The sequence below is a fragment of the Micromonospora sp. NPDC049662 genome (genome assembly GCF_040675055.1).
Classification (GTDB): Bacteria; Actinomycetota; Actinomycetes; order Mycobacteriales; family Micromonosporaceae; genus Micromonospora.
On sequence record NZ_JBFAOC010000001.1, the window covers coordinates 345,039 to 365,823 of the forward strand.

Annotated in this window: 15 protein-coding genes and 1 CRISPR repeat array; of the genes, 7 read left to right on the forward strand and 8 right to left on the reverse strand. The window is 68.1% G+C overall.

Annotated elements, in window-relative coordinates:
- Positions 1 to 12: 12 nt before the first annotated feature.
- Genes AB0J36_RS01420 through AB0J36_RS01430 form a run of 3 tightly spaced genes read right to left on the reverse strand, consistent with a single transcriptional unit; the run spans position 13 to position 4,956 of the window.
- Positions 13 to 441: a hypothetical protein gene (locus AB0J36_RS01420; protein ID WP_363659951.1), complete on the reverse strand. Its 429-nt coding sequence runs from the start codon at positions 439 to 441 to the stop codon at positions 13 to 15.
- Positions 401 to 2,854: a CRISPR-associated helicase Cas3' gene (gene cas3 / locus AB0J36_RS01425; protein ID WP_363659952.1), complete on the reverse strand. Its 2,454-nt coding sequence runs from the start codon at positions 2,852 to 2,854 to the stop codon at positions 401 to 403. Before cas3 ends, AB0J36_RS01420 begins: the two co-directional genes overlap by 41 nt.
- Positions 2,851 to 4,956, reverse strand: coding sequence for a UvrD-helicase domain-containing protein (locus AB0J36_RS01430; protein WP_363659953.1), 2,106 nt, complete (start codon positions 4,954 to 4,956; stop codon positions 2,851 to 2,853). The genes cas3 and AB0J36_RS01430 overlap by 4 nt, the downstream gene beginning before the upstream one ends.
- A gap of 236 nt (positions 4,957 to 5,192) precedes the next feature.
- On the opposite strand from AB0J36_RS01430, the gene AB0J36_RS01435 reads away from it, so the two are divergent.
- The gene (locus AB0J36_RS01435) at positions 5,193 to 6,491 is read left to right on the forward strand and encodes a protein kinase (protein ID WP_363659954.1); all 1,299 of its coding nucleotides are present in this window, start codon (positions 5,193 to 5,195) and stop codon (positions 6,489 to 6,491) included.
- On the opposite strand, the gene AB0J36_RS01440 is transcribed toward AB0J36_RS01435, so the two are convergent.
- A complete protein-coding gene (locus tag AB0J36_RS01440; protein ID WP_363659955.1) occupies positions 6,430 to 7,044 on the reverse strand; it encodes a hypothetical protein in 615 nt (204 codons plus the stop codon). The two genes, AB0J36_RS01435 and AB0J36_RS01440, sit on opposite strands and share 62 nt — an antisense overlap.
- Before the next feature lie 409 nt (positions 7,045 to 7,453).
- On the opposite strand from AB0J36_RS01440, the gene AB0J36_RS01445 reads away from it, so the two are divergent.
- Positions 7,454 to 9,550 carry an N-6 DNA methylase gene (locus AB0J36_RS01445; RefSeq protein WP_363659956.1) on the forward strand — a complete coding sequence of 699 codons (2,097 nt, stop codon included), beginning with the start codon at positions 7,454 to 7,456 and terminating at the stop codon, positions 9,548 to 9,550.
- A 276-nt stretch (positions 9,551 to 9,826) separates the two neighbouring features.
- A CRISPR array of direct repeats spans positions 9,827 to 13,150; the repeat unit is 28 nt; unit sequence GTGCTCCCCGCGCACGCGGGGGTGGTCC.
- 659 nt (positions 13,151 to 13,809) lie between these two features.
- On the opposite strand, the gene ribD is transcribed toward AB0J36_RS01445, so the two are convergent.
- The 4 genes from ribD to AB0J36_RS01465 all read right to left on the reverse strand — a co-directional run bounded on the left by ribD (position 13,810) and on the right by AB0J36_RS01465 (position 17,296).
- Positions 13,810 to 14,694 (reverse strand): bifunctional diaminohydroxyphosphoribosylaminopyrimidine deaminase/5-amino-6-(5-phosphoribosylamino)uracil reductase RibD, encoded by an 885-nt coding sequence (ribD, locus tag AB0J36_RS01450; RefSeq protein WP_363659957.1) that lies wholly within the window; start codon positions 14,692 to 14,694, stop codon positions 13,810 to 13,812.
- The gene (locus tag AB0J36_RS01455; protein WP_363659958.1) at positions 14,694 to 15,842 is read right to left on the reverse strand and encodes a hypothetical protein; all 1,149 of its coding nucleotides are present in this window, start codon (positions 15,840 to 15,842) and stop codon (positions 14,694 to 14,696) included. Before AB0J36_RS01455 ends, ribD begins: the two co-directional genes overlap by 1 nt.
- A gap of 375 nt (positions 15,843 to 16,217) precedes the next feature.
- Positions 16,218 to 16,412 (reverse strand): DUF397 domain-containing protein, encoded by a 195-nt coding sequence (locus AB0J36_RS01460; protein ID WP_363659959.1) that lies wholly within the window; start codon positions 16,410 to 16,412, stop codon positions 16,218 to 16,220.
- The gene (locus AB0J36_RS01465) at positions 16,409 to 17,296 is read right to left on the reverse strand and encodes a helix-turn-helix transcriptional regulator (protein WP_363659960.1); all 888 of its coding nucleotides are present in this window, start codon (positions 17,294 to 17,296) and stop codon (positions 16,409 to 16,411) included. The genes AB0J36_RS01460 and AB0J36_RS01465 overlap by 4 nt, the downstream gene beginning before the upstream one ends.
- A 442-nt stretch (positions 17,297 to 17,738) precedes the next feature.
- Between AB0J36_RS01465 and AB0J36_RS01470 the strand changes: the two genes are divergently transcribed.
- Genes AB0J36_RS01470 through AB0J36_RS01490 form a run of 5 tightly spaced genes read left to right on the forward strand, consistent with a single transcriptional unit; the run spans position 17,739 to position 20,772 of the window.
- Entirely contained in the window at positions 17,739 to 18,002 is a 264-nt protein-coding gene (locus AB0J36_RS01470) for a hypothetical protein (protein WP_363659961.1), read from the forward strand.
- Complete coding sequence (locus AB0J36_RS01475; protein ID WP_363659962.1) at positions 17,999 to 18,286, forward strand: hypothetical protein; 288 nt, start codon at positions 17,999 to 18,001, stop codon at positions 18,284 to 18,286. Before AB0J36_RS01470 ends, AB0J36_RS01475 begins: the two co-directional genes overlap by 4 nt.
- Positions 18,273 to 18,506 carry a hypothetical protein gene (locus tag AB0J36_RS01480; RefSeq protein WP_363659963.1) on the forward strand — a complete coding sequence of 78 codons (234 nt, stop codon included), beginning with the start codon at positions 18,273 to 18,275 and terminating at the stop codon, positions 18,504 to 18,506. The genes AB0J36_RS01475 and AB0J36_RS01480 overlap by 14 nt, the downstream gene beginning before the upstream one ends.
- Complete coding sequence (locus AB0J36_RS01485) at positions 18,503 to 19,240, forward strand: GPP34 family phosphoprotein (RefSeq protein ID WP_363659964.1); 738 nt, start codon at positions 18,503 to 18,505, stop codon at positions 19,238 to 19,240. Before AB0J36_RS01480 ends, AB0J36_RS01485 begins: the two co-directional genes overlap by 4 nt.
- A 38-nt stretch (positions 19,241 to 19,278) precedes the next feature.
- Positions 19,279 to 20,772, forward strand: a complete 1,494-nt coding sequence (locus AB0J36_RS01490; RefSeq protein ID WP_363659965.1) for an APC family permease — start codon at positions 19,279 to 19,281, stop codon at positions 20,770 to 20,772.
- Positions 20,773 to 20,785: the final 13 nt, after the last annotated feature.

Sequence of the window (20,785 nt, forward strand, 5' to 3'; positions counted from 1 at the left end):
AGGCGGGGATTCTCACCCAGCTCGGACGACATGGAGACCCCGGTGAAGGTCGTAGTGGAGATCGAAGGGGCCCACGCGGGCACAGCCGTCACCATCAATTTCAAGGACGAGCTCGCCCGCGAGCCAGGGGTTGTGTTGCCAGGCACTCAAGTCGATCCGACCCTTCAGCTCGGCGATGACCTCGTCGATAACGTCGGGTGCGGTCATGGCCCGTGGCAGCGGGAGGGTGCAACGAGCGATGGAGCGACCCAGCCGCCAACTGGGCGTGGAAGCGGTCGGGATGACTACCCCATCGCCGTCGATCCATGGGGCGAGCCTTAGTCCGTCCGGTGTCCGTACCAGCAGCAAGACCTCGAGAGTTTCGGCGTCGGTGTCGCGGACGTGGCCTTGCACCGCACGGTCATCGGCTCCCGCGACGCCGCCGGAGAGCCAGCTGATCAAGGGCACCCCGGGCTCGCCCACACTGGCAAAGGCGGAAGCCATCCGCTTTCATCTCCTTGGCGGCGATCTCGTCTCGCTGCTTTGCTTCGGCCTCAACCATCGCTGGTTGCCACGACGCTGGGCCGAGTGGTTCACCGCAGTAGGCGGATTGGGTGAGCGGCGCGATGTCCGACGGGATTCGGAGCGGGGTGCCGTCCAGGTATGGCAGCAGCACTGCGGCGCTGCGCAGGAGCATCGCCAGTTGGTAGACGCGACGTGAGCCGGCGACCGGCTGCGGCGGTTCGGCGTTCCAGTCAGCACCGGTGATCCAGCATTCCGGCTTGCCGAGGCGGTCGGGGCGACCGTCGCGGGTGTGGCGGTGAAGCCGGCCAATACGCTGCAGCACCAGGTCGATCGGGGCGAGGTCGGTGACGAGCAGATCGAAGTCGATGTCGAGAGACTGCTCGGCGACCTGGCTGGCCACCACGACGTGCCGGTGAGGACGATTGCCGCTGCCGGGTGGCCCGAAGGTGTCGCGCAGCCAGCGATCCTTCGTGGCACGGTCGACGGCCATGAAGCGGGAGTGTGCGACCGAAACGGGGGTGTCTGGGCCGAGCATCGCTCGGAGTGCGCTCGCGGTCTCTTGGACTCGTGCCACGGTGTTGCGGACCACGAGCACGCAGCCTCCGTCTGTCAGCCGCTCGCGCAACAGGTCAACCAGCGCCGGCAGGTCGTCGTCCAGACGTCGCAGCACAACGTCGACGTTGCGCCCCGAGTCGGAACAGCTGGTGGCTGCGGCACCCCGATCGCTCGTGGAAACGGTGACCAGGGGGTATCGCAGGTCGGTTCGGAGGGCGGCGTACGGGTCGGCCTTCGTCTTGCCACGGTCTCGCCAGGTGAGTGGGGGCAAGGGCCCGAATCGGCCGTTGTCGTACGCGGCCATGAGCTCGGCTCGTCGGTGAGCCGGGAGTGTCGCGGAGAGGACGACGACCGGGACGCCATAGGCGCCCAGCCACTCCAGCGCCCGGTCCAGGAATCGCCCCATGTAGATGTCGTAGGCGTGCGCCTCGTCGATGACAACGACCTTGCCGGCGAGACCGAGGTGGCGCAGCACCAGGTGCTTGCCGCGTAGCGCTGCGAACAACAGCTGATCGATGGTGCCGACCACGAAGCTGGACAGCAGCGTCCGCTTCGGGCCGGCAAGCCACCGGTGTACGCCAATGGCCGCGCCACCGGAGTCCTCGCCGATGCCGCTGGGCAGAGACGTCAGCCGCAGCTGGTCGTAATCGGGGTTGAGTGCCGCCTTACCGTGTGCCAGTCGTACGTCCCGGTCGCCTCGACCAACCTGGGTATCGGGTAGCCGGCGCAGCCAGGAGAGCATCCGGGCGAACATGGCGTCGCTGGTGGCGCGGGTAGGTAGCGCGAGATAGCAGCCGGATGCACCGGTGCGTCGCGCCAAGATCTCAACTGCCGCCAGCGCAGCCTCTGTCTTACCCTCCCCCATCGCCGCCTCGACGATGATCATCCCGGCCGCAGGCATGGACGCGGCCAGTTCAGCGACCGTGCGCTGGACCGGGCGGGCCGCCGCACCTGCGGGTAGCTCGAATCGAGCGTCGAACAGGTCGTCAATGCTCGCCGGCGGGGCAGCCGGCAGCCACGGTACGGGCAGGTCCAACAACTCCCAACCAGCCGTCAGCCGGTCGGCATCTGTGCCGTCCAAGATGTATGGGAAGAGTTCCTCGTTGCTCGCGATCCAGTCGGCGACGATGACCAGGCCCGTGAGGGCAGCCTGCACCGGCTGCGACAGCGGCACGCTGCTCCAGTCGACAAGCCGGCCTACCGCGCCAGACCGTTCGGCCATCCAGGTCAGGATCTCGTGCTGTACCTGCTGCCAAGCCTGGTCGCCGAGCAGGTGTGGCCGCACCCGCGCGGCGTCAAGGCTCTCATGGGTTGGCGGGGTGCCGTGGTGGCCACCGACGACGACGGCGAACGAGTGCGGGTCGATCCAGTCCTGCTGCCCAAGCCAGTCGGCCAGAACGAGATGCCCAGCGGTGGCGTGCGGGGCGTACTTGCGGTCGGTACGGATCAGGTCGCGGTCGTAGTGGAGCCCATGGTCACGCATCCGTTCGGCCAATTCGTACGCCTGGCAGGCGAAGGCAGGGGTGGCCTTGCCGATGTCGTGTACACCGGCAATCCAGACGGCCAGGATGCGGGCGTCCGCGTCACCTTCGGGCAGTTCGTCGGCGATATGTCGACGAACTGCCGGGCTCAACCAGTGATCCCACAGCCGTCCGGCCACGTCGGCGGTGTCGGCCAGGTGGCGCCACAGCGGCAGCCACCCGACGGGTGAGGTGCCCGTACGGTCGGTCTTGCCCCAAACTGACCGGGCCGCGTCTCCAAGCTTCGGAGTCCCGGCAGCGATGCGGGTGCTCATCGGACCGCCGGCAGCAAGGCGCTGGGTGTGCCACTGTGCGACAGGTAGAGCACGTCACGAGCGCGAGTCAACGCGACGAACAGGAGGCATCGCTCTCGCTGCAGATCCTGCTTGTGACCGTGCGGATCCTCCGTCGCCGCTGCCAACGCATACGGCGCCGGCAGCACCCCTGCATCCAGTCCGACAACCGCAAGGCACTGGAATTCCAGGCCCTTCATGCGATGCATGGTGGCGACGTGCACCCCGTCGACCCCTCGTTGGTGGTCGGCAACAGGGATGTGGGCGTCGCTCAGCGTCTTGCTGATGGCCTTGACGAGCTGCCCCGTGCGGACGGCTACGCCGATCGCGTGCGGCTCTACGTCCTGTTCCAGCCAGGTCCCGACGCGCTCGATGAGCGCTTCGAACTCGCTGTTGCGGTCGTCGCAGGCTACGACCTTGGGTACGCTGCCGCGCGTGAGCGAGCGGTAGCCGCGCAGGGTGTCGCCCTCACCGTCCAGGCCGATGGCGGCGTCGCCGCTGAGGACCTTCACTGATAGGTCCAGAATTTCGTGGGTCGTGCGGTAGTTGACAGTGAGTCGGCGAGTTCTACCGCGCACCTCGATACCGAGCTGCGCGAGTGACACGTGGTTGTCGTAGATGCGCTGGTACGGATCGGCGAGCAGGAACATGTCGTTCGGCCCAGGCGCTACCAGTGCGCGCAGCAGCCGCCACTGTGCCGGGTGGAGATCCTGCCCCTCGTCAACGATGACGTGTCGGTATGGAGGCGGTGACTGCCGGGCGATCGTGGCCGCTTCGTCGGCGAGTTGGGTGTGCGTGCTTAGCCGGCGCTTCGTCAAGTCGCGCCGCACCGCTTCGATCGCGCCCCAAACCTGTTCGCGTTGGGTCGCACGCAGCCCTTCCCCGCGTCCCTTACGCGGGGCGTCGCGGTAGGCCTCGAGTGTGGTCAACTGCTGGGCCAGCACCACCTGCTCCCACTCACGCCGCAGGAAAGCGGCGCTGAAGGTGGTGACGTGACCGGCTCGACTCACGTAGGTCGGACCAGACTCGGCGATCGATTCCCACAACCGATCCGCGGTCTCGCCGTCGGCGACCGTGATCTTCCTGCCACCTCGAGTCGCGATCTCGTAGGCCAGCTTGTCGACGCTGACTACATCGATGCGAGCCCGGACCGCCGGGTCGGCGGTAAGTCGGTACAGCTGTCGACCCAGGGAGTCCGCGAGCGCGCGGGTGAACGTGGTCAGCAGCACCTTCCCGCCACCCTCTGGCAGCCGCTCAGCGAGAAAGACCGCCCGATGCAGGCCGGTAACCGTCTTACCGGTCCCTGCGCTGCCGGTGACCAGAGCGGGGCCGCTGTAGGTTTCCCGGTAGGCCACGTCGCGTTGTGTCGGGTGCAGGAACGTCCGCCACACATCGAAGGGGTGAGCAAGAATGGCCGCCAACTCAACCGGACCCGAGACGAAGGCGATCCGCTCCGGAGTACGGTGGGCCGCAGTCAGCAGGTCGCCGGTGTCCACGCCCGACACGATCCGGTCAGCCAGCTCCCCCCAGACCTCCGTCACGGACAGTCCGCTGGCCAGCCCACGCAGGACGTCGAGCTGCACATCAGGCAGGCGTGCACCAAGACTCTCTAGCTGCTGGTCGGTGGCGATAACCCGCAGCAGCGGCACCAGGTCCTCGTCCACGCCGAGTCGGAGGAAATCGGCAGACGAGACGCGATCGAAGAGTCCGGCACTCGGCGGCACCGACGGTTCGGCTCGGCCGAACTCCTCAATGCCTACCTGGTCACGCATCTCCAACACGCCGAGCGCCTGGTTGACGGTGAAGCGGCGACTCACCGCGAAGGCGATCGCGTCATCGTGCGGGAGGACGTTGAGCAGCGCGTATTTCTGCTCTCCCAGGGCAAGCACGACGCCGCGATAGAACTGGTCGATGCGGATGGTGCGGATGTTCGGGTCTCGTGCGCCGGCCAGCTTCTCCAGGTGCAGGCCAGCATGGGTGTGCTCGGCGAACCTGCTGATGGCGGTGAGCACAGCGTGTTGCACCCGGCGCTGCAGCCTGGCATAGGCGGGGAGGAACCCCCGCTCGATGGCCAACTCAGCCACACCTCTCACCTTCCTCGTCGCCTCGATTCGACCCAAGCGGCATAGGCCAGCACCGCACGTCCCGGGCGGGGGCATCAACCGCGCCGTGTACGCCCACAACCGGCCCGCAGCCCAGTAGAGCATCTTGTGAACAGAGCTTGCAAGGGTCTTGTCGTTCTGAATATTCACCAGACTGGGCCGCGACTGGCCGCGTTAGTGTCCAAGGGGAGGACTCCAGGCCGGTTATGCTGGGCCTCGTGGCGGCGGGAATGATCCTCAAGGACCGGTACAGGCTGGGCCGGTTTCCGTTGGCGCATAAGGGAATGGGCGAGGTTTGGGCGGGACAGGACACCTTGCTCGATCGTCCGGTAATCGTGAAGTTCGTCAACGCCGCCACGCCGGACATCGACGTGGTACGGCGATTCCGCCGTGAGGTGCTGCTAACCGCTCGCCTCGATCATCCCGGCGTGCCCGCCATCTACGACGTTGGTGAGCAGGACGGCCGTCCGTACGCCGTTCTGCAGCAGATCCATGGGATCTCTCTGAGCGACCTCGTAGCAGAGCAAGGTCCACTTTCGATCGGCTGGGTAGCTGCCATCGGGGCTCAGATCAGCTGCGTCCTGCTCGCAGCTCGACAGATCCGCCTGGTGCACAGGGACATCAAGCCGAGCAACGTGATGCTGGACAAGAGTGGAGCAGCAAAGGTGCTCGACTTCGGACTGGCTGCCATGCCCGATGACGACCGATACTCGCGGATCACCCAGAGCGACCAGAGTCTCGGCACGGTGGGCTACATGGCGCCCGAACAGATCCTTGGTGGACCCACCGATCACCGCACTGACCTGTACGGCCTGGGGGCCACTCTCTTCGACCTGCTTACCGGACGTCCGCCATTTGACGGGGTCACCACTACAACGACCTTGCGCCACCAACTGGACGATCCGCCTCCGCGCCCGACCCACGTGCGATCGGAGACCCCGGCTGTGCTTGATGACCTGGTCCACGCACTGCTGGCGACCGACCCGGAGGACAGACCAGCCACCGCCACCGAGGTCTACGCGGTGCTGGCCCCACTCGCCCAGGACCTGGTGCCGATTCCGGGGGTGCTTGACGATCCCGCCGGCGCCGTACGCACCTATGCCGCGATCCTCGGGCGAGCACCACTCCAACCTCAGCGCCTGGCGGCTGCGCCCTCCGAGCAGACCGAGCTCGACGTTGAACGGGCTGCCGAACAGGCGGAACAGCTGCATACCGCCGGCGAATTCCGTGCTGCCGCGCGACAGTGGCGGCAGCTCGCCGATCATGAGACGCAGCGGCGAGGCGCCGACGATCCTCTGGTCTTCGAGTTCCGCCTGCGCGCGGCCCGGGCCCACGTGCCACTTGGCGAGCATGACCGCGCCTTGCGCCAGCTCAACCTGCTGCTGCAGGAGCGGATCCGCACGGACGGGCCCAGGCACGCCGCCGTGCTGGACCTTCAGCAGGAGATCGAGCAGCTCACCAAGCAACGGCCCGCTCGGCGACAGCCCTCCCGATACGAGCCGAACGCGGATCACTGAAACAGCGAGGCAGCAGTGCCGCCTTCTGCTCCGGGAAGCGCGCACCGCAGTAATGGAAGTTCAGGGCACAGTTCTGCCCACGCGTTTCAGTCGTCAAGGCGCGTCGCGCCAAAGACGAGTACATCGTGCTGTGCTTCAACCATGCCGCCTCTTCACCGTGCCGGTCGAAGCCACGACCGCTCGCGGCATGCCCGAAGACATCGTGGACCGCACGGAACATGTCGTTCTCGCTGTCGGTGAGGTAGGGATGCGGGTTGCTGCTGGCGGCGCTGGCCCAGACATTCAAGCGACGTCGCCGCACGTCATCGACCATAGGATCGACGTCCGAGTACGGGTCCTCGTCGACGATCCGCACTGACAGACCGAGGCCACCGAACTCGACCCGGCCCACCAGGAAGTCGTACTGCTGTACGGTCTCCCGACAGAACGCGGCATACGCGCCGTAGGCCCGATCGTCTCGGACGGGCGCGGCCATGTACGCGTCCGCAATGGCAGCGCCGACAACAGGGTCAAGGCGTACTCGCTCGTACGCGTTCGGAAGGGTGCTGTCCACAGAGCCCGAGCAATACCGCCGAGCGCCGTCGCGCACGTACGTGACCGGCGGAAAGGTCGGGGACGGAGTTGCCAGCAGCGCGGGTGCGAGCAAGGGTGTTCATGGTCCTCCTTCGATAGTCGGGTTGGCGGATCAGGTCAGGTCAGCGAGCTTCCACGACCTCTCGCGCAGAACGCGCCTCCTGACCCTGGTTCAGCTGGGCGCGCTGCTCGCGGCGCAACATCTCGCTGAGAACACGGATCTCCGACGCTCGACGGTTCTGGTACAGCTTCGCGAACTTTCCGATGGTGGTGCTGTGCCCACGACGCGGCATGGGGGGCCTCCTGGGTGAGTCGTGAATCGATCCATCGACAAGGTACACGGCTGTGAACCGTGCGCACAACACCTTTGCTGATGGTACCGTTCACGGGTGACTCAAGAGCCGAGAACGACCGCCAGCGATGCCACCCTGACCGCCAGCGGCATCGCGCGGCTGGCCAACGTCGGTCGGGCCGCGGTGAGTAATTGGCGCCGCCGCTACGCCGACTTTCCGGCACCCGTCGGCGGCACGCCGACAAGCCCATCCTTTGACGCACGCGAAGTGGAGAGCTGGCTTCGTCGTCACGGCAGGCTCCATGAGGCCGGAGCTGAGCAGTGGGCCTGGCGGTACATCGAGAGTTACCAGCCCGCTGCGAGGATCAGTGACGCGCTCAGCATCGCCGGCGCCTACCTGCTCTTCCGGTCCGAGCAACCCGAGGCCGCAGCCGACAGCCTGCCAACTCCACGGAAGCTTCTCACGCATCTCCGCGCAATCGACAGCCGTCTGGCCGAGCTAGTCGACGACGTGCTGCCGAAGCAATGGACACCGCAGCTCACCACCCTGTTGAGTGCGGTCGACCAACTCAGCCGAGAACAAGAACCGGAGGCCGCCTTCGAGTACCTGCACAGTCAGTACGTCACCTCTGCGCATTCGCTTTCCGGTCTTGCCGGCACACCTGACGGCGTCGCAGAAATACTGCTGAATCTCGCCGGCACCGGAGCCAGCACGTTCGACTTCACCAGCGGCACCGGCTCAATCCTGCGGATGGCCGCCGACCAGGCACTCCAAAACGCTAGCGTCACTCGGTGCTACGCACAGGAGATCAACCCCCAGTACGCCCTGATCACGCTGCTGCGGCTCTGGTTCGTACATCTACGCGCTAAGCGTGCCGGGCACGCGGCGGAGCCTCCCGTCGTACACATCGGCGACAGTCTGCTCGCCGACGCCACGCCCGACCTCCGGGCCGAGGTCGTTGTGGCCAACTTCCCCTTCGGCATTCACGATTGGGGCCACGATCGCCTGGCCTACGACCCCCGCTGGACCTACGGCCTACCACCGCGCACCGAGCCCGAACTCGCCTGGGTGCAGCACGCCCTGGCCCACCTCTCCCCCGACGGCACCGCCGTTGTTCTCATGCCCCCGGCTGCCGCTACGCGCCCGGCCGGCCGCCGCGTCCGCGCCGAACTGGTCCGCCACGGGGCGCTACGGGCGGTCATCGCTCTACCCGCCGGCCTGATGCCACCAACAGGCATCGGACTTCATATCTGGGTGCTCAAACTGCCCGACCTGCGTCAGCCACATACCGGAGCCGTACTCGTTGTCGATGGCGCTACTGCACCAACCACCCGGGGCATCGCAGACGTCGCGGGAACCGCCTGGCGCGCCTACCTCTCCGACCACTACGTCGAAGAGCCCGGCGTCCACCGCGCCGTACCCGCAATCGAAGTGCTCGATGACCAGGTCGATCTCACACCACAGCGCTACCTGCCACGACCCGACGAACTCGCCACCAACCCGGCAGAGATCATCGCTAGGATCGACGACTTCGGTCAACTACTGGAGCAGGTACGACGCAGCCTGCCAGCGGTGCAAGAGGTGGACACAGCAGCGCTTCGGCTCGCCCCTCAGGCCGACATCGCCGACCTAGTTCGGTCTGGCGGCATGTCCATACATCGCACGGTTTCTCGTAGCCGATCAGCCCACACCCCCGCGAGCACCTCGGTGCTGACTGGAGCCGACGTCCTGGCCGGCGCCCCGGCCACCGGCACTGCGACCCGCGCCTCCGACGACGACGCCGGGCCGGAAGTACAAGCCGGAGACATCCTCATCCCAGTTATCGGACGCAAAATCAGCGCCCGAGTAGCTACTCCAGAGCAAGTCGGCGCCGAGCTCGGACCCGGTATACAACTGCTTCGCGTCGACCCGGCCCGATTCGATCCATGGTTCGTCGCCGGCGTCATCTCCCGCACAGTCAACCTGCGCCTCGCCGGCCGCTCATCCAGCACCGGAAACGGAGCCCTGCGCATCGACATCAAACGACTCGCTATCCCGGTACTGCCGCTAGACCGACAGCAGGCGTACGGGCGAGCCTTCTGCCAGCTTGTTGAATTTCGGACCCAACTCGACCGGGCCGCAGCAACCGGGGCCGCGCTCTCCCGCGAGATCGGCGACAGCCTGACCGCCGGGGCCCTCGGCCCACGGTCCTGATCAGACCGTCCACTTGCATTCTAGGTGTTTGACGTCCTAGCCACGGGTTCCAATACCCTTGATTGACGCTGGCGTGTGGCTTCACCTCTTCCCCGGCCAGTGGGAGGGCTCTGAGCATCACTGGTCGCTGCATGGGCGACTCAGGCCACCAGGATGCAGCAGAGGTCGTTTATCCTCAGCGACGCACTCCCCTAGCCGAGATTGAGTGAGACGATCTTGCGGGCCCTAGTGAATGAAATCGGCCGAGTTGATCTATAGCGCCGCAGGTCAAGAAGTGTGCTCCCCGCGCACGCGGGGGTGGTCCCGGCGCCCATCACCCCGGACACGGCCAGCACCAGTGCTCCCCGCGCACGCGGGGGTGGTCCCTCCTGGTACATCCGGAGGTTCGTCGCGCCGAAGTGCTCCCCGCGCACGCGGGGGTGGTCCCTGATCGCCCACTACCAGGGCAACCTATGGGCAGTGCTCCCCGCGCACGCGGGGGTGGTCCCTTGGCGAGGTTCTTCGCGTCGGCTGCCAGCTCGTGCTCCCCGCGCACGCGGGGGTGGTCCCGGGTCACAGTGCCTCACGAAGTTCAAGGCGAAGTGCTCCCCGCGCACGCGGGGGTGGTCCGAGTCGGTGGGCGGTGGCCATGCCGTCCGGACCGTGCTCCCCGCACACGCGGGGGTGGTCCCGGCTGATCCCCGGCTACGACGGGTTCGCCGATGTGCTCCCCGCGCACGCGGGGGTGGTCCGTTCGTCGGCAAGCAGCAGCCCGGCGCGACCGTGTGCTCCCCGCGCACGCGGGGGTGGTCCCGCGCGCCGATGCTGATGACCGATAAGGGTCACGTGCTCCCCGCGCACGCGGGGGTGGTCCCTGGACGACGGACCCGTTCGACTTCCCGCTCGAGTGCTCCCCGCGCACGCGGGGGTGGTCCCGCAGCGGCCATGAGCGTCCCCCACCACATGGCGTGCTCCCCGCGCACGCGGGGGTGGTCCCCGCCATCCGTGGGATCACCATCATCGGTGAAAGTGCTCCCCGCGCACGCGGGGGTGGTCCGAGGCATACGTCCAGCCGGGAACGTCGGCGCTCGTGCTCCCCGCGCACGCGGGGGTGGTCCGGCACCCGACAAGATCCAGCCGGGTGACAAGGTGTGCTCCCCGCGCACGCGGGGGTGGTCCGGGCCGGCCCGATGGAAGCCCCGGATGTCGGCTGTGCTCCCCGCGCACGCGGGGGTGGTCCGAGATCCCCGAGTCCGACCCGAGCCGAGAGATCGCGCTCCCCGCGTACGCGGGGGTGGTCCTTGGCCGGCGCTATTGCTGGCCTAGTCGTCGCCGTGCTCCCCGCGCACGCGGGGGTGGTCCGGTTCTCGGCACTGGCCTTGATAAGGCTGATAAGTGCTCCCCGCGCACGCGGGGGTGGTCCGAGGGAGGTGACAGGCCGGCGGGCAACCGGAGCGTGCTCCCCGCGCACGCGGGGGTGGTCCGAAGGCCCGTCCGGCTGGGCTGAAGAAGACGAAGTGCTCCCCGTGCACGCGGGGGTGGTCCCGCGGCGTTGATCGCGCGGGCCAGGTCCGAGCGGTGCTCCCCGCGCACGCAGGGGTGGTCCGGCGCCGGGCCGCGCGGCGGGTTGGGCGCGCAGGTGCTCCCCGCGCACGCGGGGGTGGTCCCGTGACCCGGACACCATCAACGTGGTTCCCTTCGTGCTCCCCGCGCACGCGGGGGTGGTCCGATCAAGCGCCAGATCGAGATCCGCAAGCCGGCGTGCTCCCCGCGCACGCGGGGGTGGTCCTCGACGTCGACCAGCTCGACCCGGCCGGGCCCGGTGCTCCCCGCGCACGCGGGGGTGGTCCGGCGATGGCCGAGGACGGTGCCGAGGTGTATGAGTGCTCCCCGCGCACGCGGGGGTGGTCCTGAAGGGCGCCGGGCTGCTGGTCGCTGCCCGCAGTGCTCCCCGCGCACGCGGGGGTGGTCCCCGCACGGTGGCGGTGCGGTCGGTAGGGGCGGTGTGCTCCCCGCGCACGCGGGGGTGGTCCCAGCCCGCCTCGTCGGTCTCAACATCGGTCGTGGTGCTCCCCGCGCACGCGGGGGTGGTCCCCCATGGGCGCACCTGCTAATGGCCCTCAGCCGGTGCTCCCCGCGCACGCGGGGGTGGTCCCCTGATCGACGAGGGCGGCGTGGAGTTCTCCCCGTGCTCCCCGCGCACGCGGGGGTGGTCCCTCACCTCCCAACAGATCGCGTGGGTGTCGCAGGTGCTCCCCGCGCACGCGGGGGTGGTCCGGCCCCGCCGGTCACCGCGAAGGGCAAGCGGTAGTGCTCCCCGCGCACGCGGGGGTGGTCCGGGGGTTGACCGGGTGGCTCTCACCGATGACGAGTGCTCCCCGCGCACGCGGGGGTAGTCCCACCGCCCGCCTCTCGGCCTTCGAGCAGGACCGGTGCTCCCCGGGCACGCGGGGGTGGTCCCGACTTCCCCGTGGCGGCCGGACCGATCAGCACGTGCTCCCCGCGCACGCGGCGGTGGTCCCACCCGCGCGTCCCTCCCCCGTCCGCCCGAGTGGTGCTCCCCGCGCACGCGGGGGTGGTCCCCCGGGCCTCAGCGCGGCCGGCCCGGACGACCTGTGCTCCCCGCGCACGCGGGGGTGGTCCGCCACGACGCTCGCCGACAACGTCTTGACGGAGGTGCTCCCCGCGCACGCGGCGGTGGTCCCACCCGCGCGTCCCTCCCCCGTCCGCCCGAGTGGTGCTCCCCGCGCACGCGGGGGTGGTCCCCCGGGCCTCAGCGCGGCCGGCCCGGACGACCTGTGCTCCCCGCGCACGCGGGGGTGGTCCGCCACGACGCTCGCCGACAACGTCTTGACGGAGGTGCTCCCCGCGCACGCGGGGGTGGTCCCTCGGCCTCCTCGCGGGTCGCCTCGGGCCTGCCGTGCTCCCCGCGTACGCGGGGGTGGTCCCTCGTTCTGCTCGTCGGTCAGCTTGACCGCGTTGTGCTCCCCGCGCGCGCGGGGGTGGTCCTCCCTCCCTGCTGGGGACCTGGTCGATGTAGATCTGCTCCCCGCGCACGCGGGGGTGGTCCGGACGCGGACTGCCGGGTCGTCATCGCGACCAACTGCTCCCCGCGCACGCGGGGCTGGTCCCCCGAGCACGTCATGCGGTGGGACGGTGCCGTCCTGCTCCCCGCGCACGCGGGGGTGGTCCGGAGTACGCCGAGTCGAACGGTTTCCGCCCGACCTGCTCCCCGCGCACGCGGGGGTGGTCCGGTCGGCCCGGTGGTCGAGGCGAGTACGTGCGGCTGCTCCCCGCGCACGCGGAGTGGCCCGGACGACAGGGCCGGTTGCGCGTGGTACTCGTCCTCCCCCGGCGCACGCGGGGGTGGTCCGTCGCCGGGAAAGGTCTGCGAGGTGGCGACCTCCTGCTCCCCGCGCACGCCGGGGGGTGGTCCCAGCGGCGTTTGGTCGCGGCCGGCCTTGATGGCGCTGCTCCCCGCGCACGCGGGGTGGTCCCGAGTGGATCGCGCTCGTGCTCACCGCGCTGACCTGCTCCCCGCGCACGCGGAGGTGGCCCTACATCAGGCTGACCACCTGGCGGCGGGCCGGTCTGCTCCCCGCGCATATGGGAGTGACCCCAGCCTGATTAGGGCCAGCGGCCAGTCGGTCCCGCTTCCCGCGCGGAGCTGATATCACATCGCGGGCCTGCTGCGCCCCTCTGTCTTATCCTCCTCGCACACGAGGTTGATCTCTAACCACGACCTCTCAGCCATCGACCGCGAGAGGCTAAGGGCGCAGCCAAGCCAGAAGCGCACCGCCATCCCGTCTGCCATCGACCCGCCCTTCGGGGAGCAGGCCGGCGCCCGGCCCGCCACGACCCACGAACCCCGACGCCTCGCTCGGACACTGGCGGGCCGGGCGCCGGTCTGCTCGGCTTGCCCGGGTCGATGGCAGACGGGATGGCCTCACCGCAACGATCCCGAGAGCCGGCAGCCGCAGACGGCCGCCGGCCATCCTGGAGCCGGAGCGCCCCCGCCGGAGGCGCCGTAGCCGCAGCCCGCGCGATGGCCGATCGGATAGCACGATCACCTGGTGGTCGGGTTCGGCATGTACTTCGAAGTTGCCCCTAACCGGCATGACAACCCGCTCGGTCAGACGACGCGGGCCGGCGCATCCTTGCGATGAGCGACATGGACACGAGCCCACACTCAGACCCGAAAGTTCGCCGCGGGACGCGAGTTGTGCCTGGCAGCAGACGCCACGCGATGAGCAGGTGTTGGATGCGAGACCTACTTCGCGCTACGCGCGGAGGCGACGCATCCGGAACGTCACCGAGTTCTCGTCTGCACCGACTTCGTCCAGTTCAAAACCGGTCGGTATGAGCTCGGGATGGACCAGTTTCATCGCCTGAGAAGGGTCAGTTCGTGGCACCGCAACGACGAGCTGGTCGACGGCGTGCAGGTGCGCTCGCAGCGCAGCGCCGTGCTCGTGACCAACTACGAGCACGCTACGTACGCCACCCTCGTAGGCGCCTGACAGCCAGTGCGGAGGACCGACGCCGATGTCGGTATCGCCGGGCAGTGCGAAGTGCGCGCTAGCGTGCCCACCTGGGATGCCCTCGTCGAGGGCCTTGCCCGCGATGATTAGGTCAGCATTCCCGCGAAGGTCGAGCAGGAGACGTTCTTCCGCCGCCTGCTGATGCCTGTCATCAAGTGCAAACGCCCAGGTTAAGTACGGCCTGCGACGCATGGTGGCAGTCAGCCACGGCGCAAGGACAGTCAGGGCCTCGTCGCGCAAAACGTCGGTCTCGACCTCGACGCCTGCTGCGGCGAGCACCGAGGCACCCCCTTCACCACGGGAGGTTGGGTCCATGACCGCGATGACCACCCGGGAGATCCCCGCATCGAGTAGCTCCTGTCGGCACGCTGGCGTGACGCCGACGTGGTTGCACGGTTCCAGCGTGACAACAGCCGTACCGCCGCGAGCCGCGCCTCCCGCCGCCTTGAGCGCGTGCACTTCGGCGTGCGACTCTCCCTTACGTCGGTGAAACCCCGCACCCACCACCGTCCCGTGCTGATCCAGGATCACGCACCCGACGGGTGGGTTCGGGCTCGTGGTGCCCAGGCCAAGAGCGGAGAGCGCGATGGCATGCCGCATTGCGGACAGCTCAAGGTCCGACGCCATCAGGAGTTCTCCCGAAGGTCGTCGAGGAACTCACGGACGTCGGCCAGGTGACGGTGCTCGTCAACAGCAGAGCCGATCTGGCCGAGTTGGTGCAGGATCCGGCGCGATCCAGCTCGTCGCGCGATCGGTAGCGCGATATGCGCCACGGCGGCAGCCTGCTCAGGCTGGCCAGCCGCTACATGGGCTGCGGCCTTGGTCAACAGAGCTGTGGTGAAGTCCTGGCGGTGGAGCGACGGAATCGACGGCAGCGCGGCGTCGAGTACCGCAACAGCCTCGTCGGGCCGCCGTCCTATTCTCAGGCACGTGCCTCGATGCACCTCGATGTAGCCGCTCGTGCAGAAGGAGGCGTGCTCACCTTCGGGCTTACCTGGACCACGGTCTGCCGCCCACCTATGTGCGTCGTCCAGGAGCTGCATGGCCTTACGGTGCTCGCCAACCGTGGCGAGAGCGTGGGCATGCTGCACGCGTAGGGCCGCCCGTACCGGGCTGGGCACTTTCCTGTCCTGCAGCATTGCGGCTTCGGCGTCGTCGACAGCACGCTGCGGCTCTCCAACAACAAGCCAATGCTGACTACTGCGGTACGTCGCCCATGCCGTCATGGTCGGATCAGCAATCTGATCAGCCCAGCTGAGGGCCCTGCGTGTCCAATGCTGAGCGGCGGGGGCGTCATTGAGCGAGTGGTTCAGCCATGCTGCTGACTCGGCGTACTGGGCGGCGAGACGGATGAGGCTGGGGCGAATCGGTGTTGGCACGTCGGTGAGCAGCCGGTCGAGCAGCATGAGCTGAGCCGCTACTCCGATCAACGCGTACTGCGGTCCGAACAGCTTGTCGTTCTGGACCAACAGATGCCACTGGGCACGTAGCTGATAGATCGTTTCATCCCAGCTCCCCGGTGGCGGCTGCTCAAGGCCGTAGTTGGTACTGGTGACCTCGGTACGCCGTGGGCTGTAGAGGTCGAGTTCACCGTCGCTCGCGGCACCGAGAACATGGCGGAGGGCGGCACGACGTTCTTCGCTGGGCCATCGGTGCTCGCCGCGCTCGAGCTTCCCGATCCACCGGGAGTCGACGTAATGGGCGGTCAGGACGCTGCCGGGGTAGAGCCGATCAAGGGCGACGTTGACGGCGTCGGCCAGTTCGCTGCGCGACATGGATTGACCTGCCCGCCACGGCGAAGCTAGACGGCGGCGAGCACCGCTAAGCAGGGTGTTCGGGCTGATCACCGTATCGGGGTGGCGGGGCACTATCAGTCCCCACGAGTCTGCATGTTGAGGGCGAAACAGTCTTCGCCATCGACGCTGGGCTGCCGACCGAATAGCACCGCAGTGTCAGGATGACGTGACACCGGCTACCCCTTCCACATCCACCCGTAGCGGGCGCCTCGCTGCCGCTCAGCTACGCAAAGCGTTATGAATCGATGCCTAGGAGCCAACATCGAGGCCAGAGGGGCTACGTTCCCTCGGCTCACGCTCGGGCACCGCTTGCCAGGTCACACCGTAAGGCGCTACAGCTCACTCTGGCCATAGTCAGCCACTGAGCCTGCCGGTCCGGATGCTGTCGGTAAAGGCGTTCCATGCGGCGGAGCCGAACTCCAGTATCGGACCGACGACGTCCTTCGAGTCGCGTACGCCGACAGCACCATCACTCCCGTAGGCGACCTCGACGCAGTTGCCATCGTCGCTGCGGCTGGACTTACGCCATGCCGTAGAGGGTGATCTCATGCGGAGACTCCTTTGGCGGGGAGCAGTTCCTGCGCCGCGACACGAAGCAGGTGGATGCCGACGTCAGGTGCAAGCGCTGCGGCCTTCAGCCGGCTGTGCAGGCTGAGATAGGGCTGGATCTCATCCGGCTCGGTGTAAATCAGATCACTCGTGAGCGTATCGGCGGCGACAGCCAAACAGTCCGGCGTGTCGCGGTAGCGGTAGATCGAGTACGCGGATCTGGGTGCGCTGTGGCCCTTGATGGAGGCGCCGATCGGCAAGACGCGGACGGTCACGCCTGGGTATGCAGCGCAGACATCGATGATGTGCCGGAGCTGGTCCGCGACGATGTGTGGGTCGGCGGCGCAGCGGCGGATCGCGATTTCGTCGAGCACAACGTCGTAGCGCGGCCCACCGACGGCGAGCAGCAGTTGCTGCCGGTACGCCCGGGCGGCGACCGCTGCATCGGGATCGAAGGTCTCGGCATGGCGGGCAGGGTCGCTCCGCAAGCGAGCATCGGCGAACGCCCTCGTCTGGAGCAGACCGGGCACCAGCGCCAAGGCGTACTCCGTGATGGCACTGGTGCCGCTCTCAAGGTCGGCGTAGATGGCCTGCCGGGCCCCCATTCGCTCCGCGTCGGTCGCCCACCACCCACGCGTCCAACCGTCGGTCGCCGCGTCCATCATGGCTCGCCGCCGTACGTTGCCGACGGTCAGGTAGTCGCAGATCGCGCTGACCAGATCGATGTCGGGGCCGAGGTGCCCGTTCTCGAGTGCGCTGAGCTGTTGCCGCGGAAACCCGACGGTGCGCGCTAGTGGTTCGGCCGCCAGCCCGTGCTCGTTACGCAGGCGCCTGATCTCGCGACCAAGCCAACGCCGCCGGACGTACGGGCTGGGTCTGGTCACCGGCGGCCTCCACGGCTTCGTCGAGCCGGTCGACCATACGGCCGGCTCGGTGATCTCAATGTAACCCCGACAGCGACGGATCGATCTTGGCTGCGATCGCCATCCGACCGTGAATGCCCAGCTCAGGGTCTGGTCGGACCAAAGGTCGGTACACGAGGTCGGACCAAAGGTCGGCATTCCCAGCCGCTCAGCAGTCCGTGATCGTTGAATCGCAATCAGCTATTCGCCATCGAGCCACGAGCTCACCGGACAGCACACCGCAGCGAAGCAGCGGCGACCCCGCCGGGCTTTCCAACTGGGCTTATGCCTGCCACGACACACCCGCACCAGCAGGGTGCAGGGCTCGTCGCGTTCCCCCATGCGCGGCGGTCCCTGCACCCGACAGGCGGGCAGCGGCCAGCCCCGGAAAGCGCCAAAGTCACGCGCCCATCCAGTGAGGGAGATGACGGTGATGAAGCGAATCAAGTGGTTTGTCCCGGCACAGGACAGTCAGCGCTACCAGCCGTTGGGCATCGACTGTGAAGGAGCGGCAACGCTGTTCGCCCACCACGGCGGGTGGAATGAAACTCGCGCATCCGATCCGGCTCGACCGTCCGCCCAGGAGATCGCCGCTGAGAACCGTGCCTTCTGGACGGCCTCCGAGCCCGCAGCGCACGACCAGCCGACGGGTCTCGGACTCCACCGCGACGAGAAGTCCCAGCGATGACCAATCCCACCGAGCTGTCCGCCATTGAGGCCGGAACGCTGCTCCGGCTAGGGCCGGACGACTGGTCGTTCGGCCGGGATCTGATCCCCGGGACGTGCGTTGATGTCGTCGTCGCCTGGCTGCGCACCGACCTTACTCACCTCAGCGAGGAGTGGATGTGGGTACGCGGCCATCACCCTCAGTGCGACTCCCCCAGGGTGGAACAGCACCCGCCCTGCATGGAACTGCGCGTCAGTGTCGCCGCGCTACGACGCATCGCGCAGACGCCCCATGACCAGCACTGACGAAGGCTGCCGCTCCGTCGACCGCTTCGCGTCTGCGCGGCTGACGGTGCTGCAACACACGGGCGGTGGCACCTGCCTGAACTGCGGCGACAACGGGTGCAAGCAGCAGAGCTGGGCGGTGGAGGAGCTCGACGGCCATGCCGGTGGCCGAGAACTCCTCAACCGGCTCGGTCTCCTCTCCCCCGCCGACATCTATCCCACGGGAGGTCAGCCGAGGTGAACCGAGCCCCTGGCACAGCCGACGAGTGCGCCGAGCCCGACCACCGCGAACCACCGGTACCACAACGGCCGGTCAGAGCCGTCGGTACGGCCGTCGCGATATCCCCCCGCATCGCTGACGAGTTCTTCTTCATGACGCATGACGACCGGACCGGTCAGCCCAGGCTCCACCGCACCGCGCTGACTCTGGGCCTGTCCGCTGCTCTACTCGCCGAGCTGTACTACGAGGGTCGGATCACCTTCGACCGTGGGCACGTTCGTGTGCTGGCGAGCTCTCCGCCGAAAGACTGGCTGCAACACGTTGTTCTCGACCGGTTGATCGGCCAGCCGCAGTACGACGAGACGCGGATCTGGTTGGCCTTCCTCGCCACCACTGCCTACGAGCAGGTCGCCACACGCATGTGGCAGGTCGGGCTTCTTCAGCAGCAACAGATCAGTCGGCTCTGGCGGCAACGCACCGTCTACGTGCCGGCAGACATGAACACCGCAGCGTGGTCGTGGGCACGGCTCTCCCAGCAGCTGCGCACCTACCAGCAGCTCACCCACTTCGACGTCGCACTGGCTGGCCTGACGCTGCACACCCAGCTGGATGCGGCTCTGCTCGATGGCGCACCGTACGCGGCTCACGCGCACCTGCGCCGCCTGCTCGACCAGTCGTGGCCACCCCTGCGTGACCTGCTCGCCGAACTAGGCGCCGCTGTCGGCGTAGGCGTTCTGAGCCACCGCACCTCGTGACCTGCCCTGACCAGACACCCCCGAGCGAAAGAGAGACCATGCACCACTCGAAGGCCGACACGGTCACCACCGTTCTGGCCCGCGGCCGACTCGGAATCCCCTCCGTGGTGTTCTTCGTGATCGCCGCAGCCGCACCCCTCACCGTCATCGCGGGCGGCGCGACCACCGGGTACGCCGTCACCGGCGTCCGTGGCATCCCGGTGTCGTATCTAATCGTCGGGGCGGTGCTGGCCCTTTTTGCGGTCGGCTACGTCGCCATGTCCCGGCGGATCGTCAACGCCGGCGCCTTCTACACCTACGTGACGCACGGACTGGGCCGACCGGCCGGCGTCGCGGCGGCCATGGTCGCGCTGCTGGCGTACAACGCCATGCAGATCGGACTGTACGGCGGGTTCGGCGCCGTCCTCGCCCAGTTCCTACAGAGCCAGTACGGCTGGAACGTCGCATGGTGGGTCTGCGCGTTGGCCGCCTGGGCCGCCGTCGCCGTCCTCGGTCTGCTGCGCATCGACCTCAACGGCAAGGTGCTGGCCGCGATGCTCGTCGGTGAATGCGCGGTCGCCCTCATCTTCGACGTGGTGATGGTGGGCAACCCCGCCGGCGGAACGGTCACCTTCGACACGCTCGCCCCGTCACACCTGGTTGCCGCTGGCATCGGTGCCGCGCTGGTCACCGCGATCACGGGCTTCGTCGGCTTCGAGGGCACCGTCGTCTTCAGCGAAGAGACCAAGGACCCACACCGGACCGTCGCGCGGGCCACGTACATCGCGGTGGCGACCACCGGCCTGCTCTACGGCCTGTCGGCGTGGGCGATGTCCGTCGCCACCGGGCCGGACATGATCGTGGACGCGGCCCGCGCGGACGGCACCGAGCTGATCTTCAATCTGGTGTCGCCGCATCTCGGGGCGAGTGTCGTCACGGTCGGCCGGGTCCTGTTCATCACGAGTCTGTTCGCCGCACTGCTGTCGTTCCACCACACCGTGGCCCGATACCTGTTCGCGCTCGGACGGGAGCGCGTCCTGCCTGCCGCCCTCGGCCGGACCAGCCACCGCACCGGTGCGCCGAAGATCGGCTCCATCATCCAGAGCGCCCTCGCGATGGCTGTCCTCATCGGCTACGCCGTCGCCGGCGCCGACCCGGTCGTGCATCTGTTCTTCTGGGTCACCGTCACCGGCGGCCTCGGCGTCCTGGTCCTCATGACCGTCACCTCGGCGGCGGTGGTTGGCTTCTTCGCCCACATCCGGCATTGCGAGGGGCCCTGGCGGTCCACGATCGCGCCGGTGATCGCCACGCTGGCACTGACCGCGATCCTCTTCATCACCGTGCGCGAGTTCGACACCCTCCTCGGCGTCCCCCCGCAGTCGCCGCTGCGCTGGCTCTTCCCGGCCGCGTACGTCGCTGCCGCGCTCGCCGGCACGGTCTGGGCGCTGATTCTCCGCGCCGCAAAGCCCGAGATCTATCAGGCCGTCGGACTCGGCGCGGAGAGCGCTACCGCGTCCCTCCGCAGTCCTAACGCCATTCGCCAACCGGCCTGACCCCGAACCAGGG

What these genes read in the sequence shown, in the direction of transcription:
- cas3 (WP_363659952.1), bottom strand. Translation starts at nt 2,854, where the DNA reads ATGAGCACCCGCATCGCTGCCGGGACTCCGAAGCTTGGAGACGCGGCC.
- AB0J36_RS01475 (WP_363659962.1), top strand. Translation starts at nt 17,999, where the DNA reads ATGACCAATCCCACCGAGCTGTCCGCCATTGAGGCCGGAACGCTGCTC.
- ribD (WP_363659957.1), bottom strand. Translation starts at nt 14,694, where the DNA reads ATGGCGTCGGACCTTGAGCTGTCCGCAATGCGGCATGCCATCGCGCTC.
- AB0J36_RS01490 (WP_363659965.1), top strand. Translation starts at nt 19,279, where the DNA reads ATGCACCACTCGAAGGCCGACACGGTCACCACCGTTCTGGCCCGCGGC.
- AB0J36_RS01460 (WP_363659959.1), bottom strand. Translation starts at nt 16,412, where the DNA reads ATGAGATCACCCTCTACGGCATGGCGTAAGTCCAGCCGCAGCGACGAT.
- AB0J36_RS01455 (WP_363659958.1), bottom strand. Translation starts at nt 15,842, where the DNA reads ATGTCGCGCAGCGAACTGGCCGACGCCGTCAACGTCGCCCTTGATCGG.
- AB0J36_RS01480 (WP_363659963.1), top strand. Translation starts at nt 18,273, where the DNA reads ATGACCAGCACTGACGAAGGCTGCCGCTCCGTCGACCGCTTCGCGTCT.
- AB0J36_RS01470 (WP_363659961.1), top strand. Translation starts at nt 17,739, where the DNA reads ATGACGGTGATGAAGCGAATCAAGTGGTTTGTCCCGGCACAGGACAGT.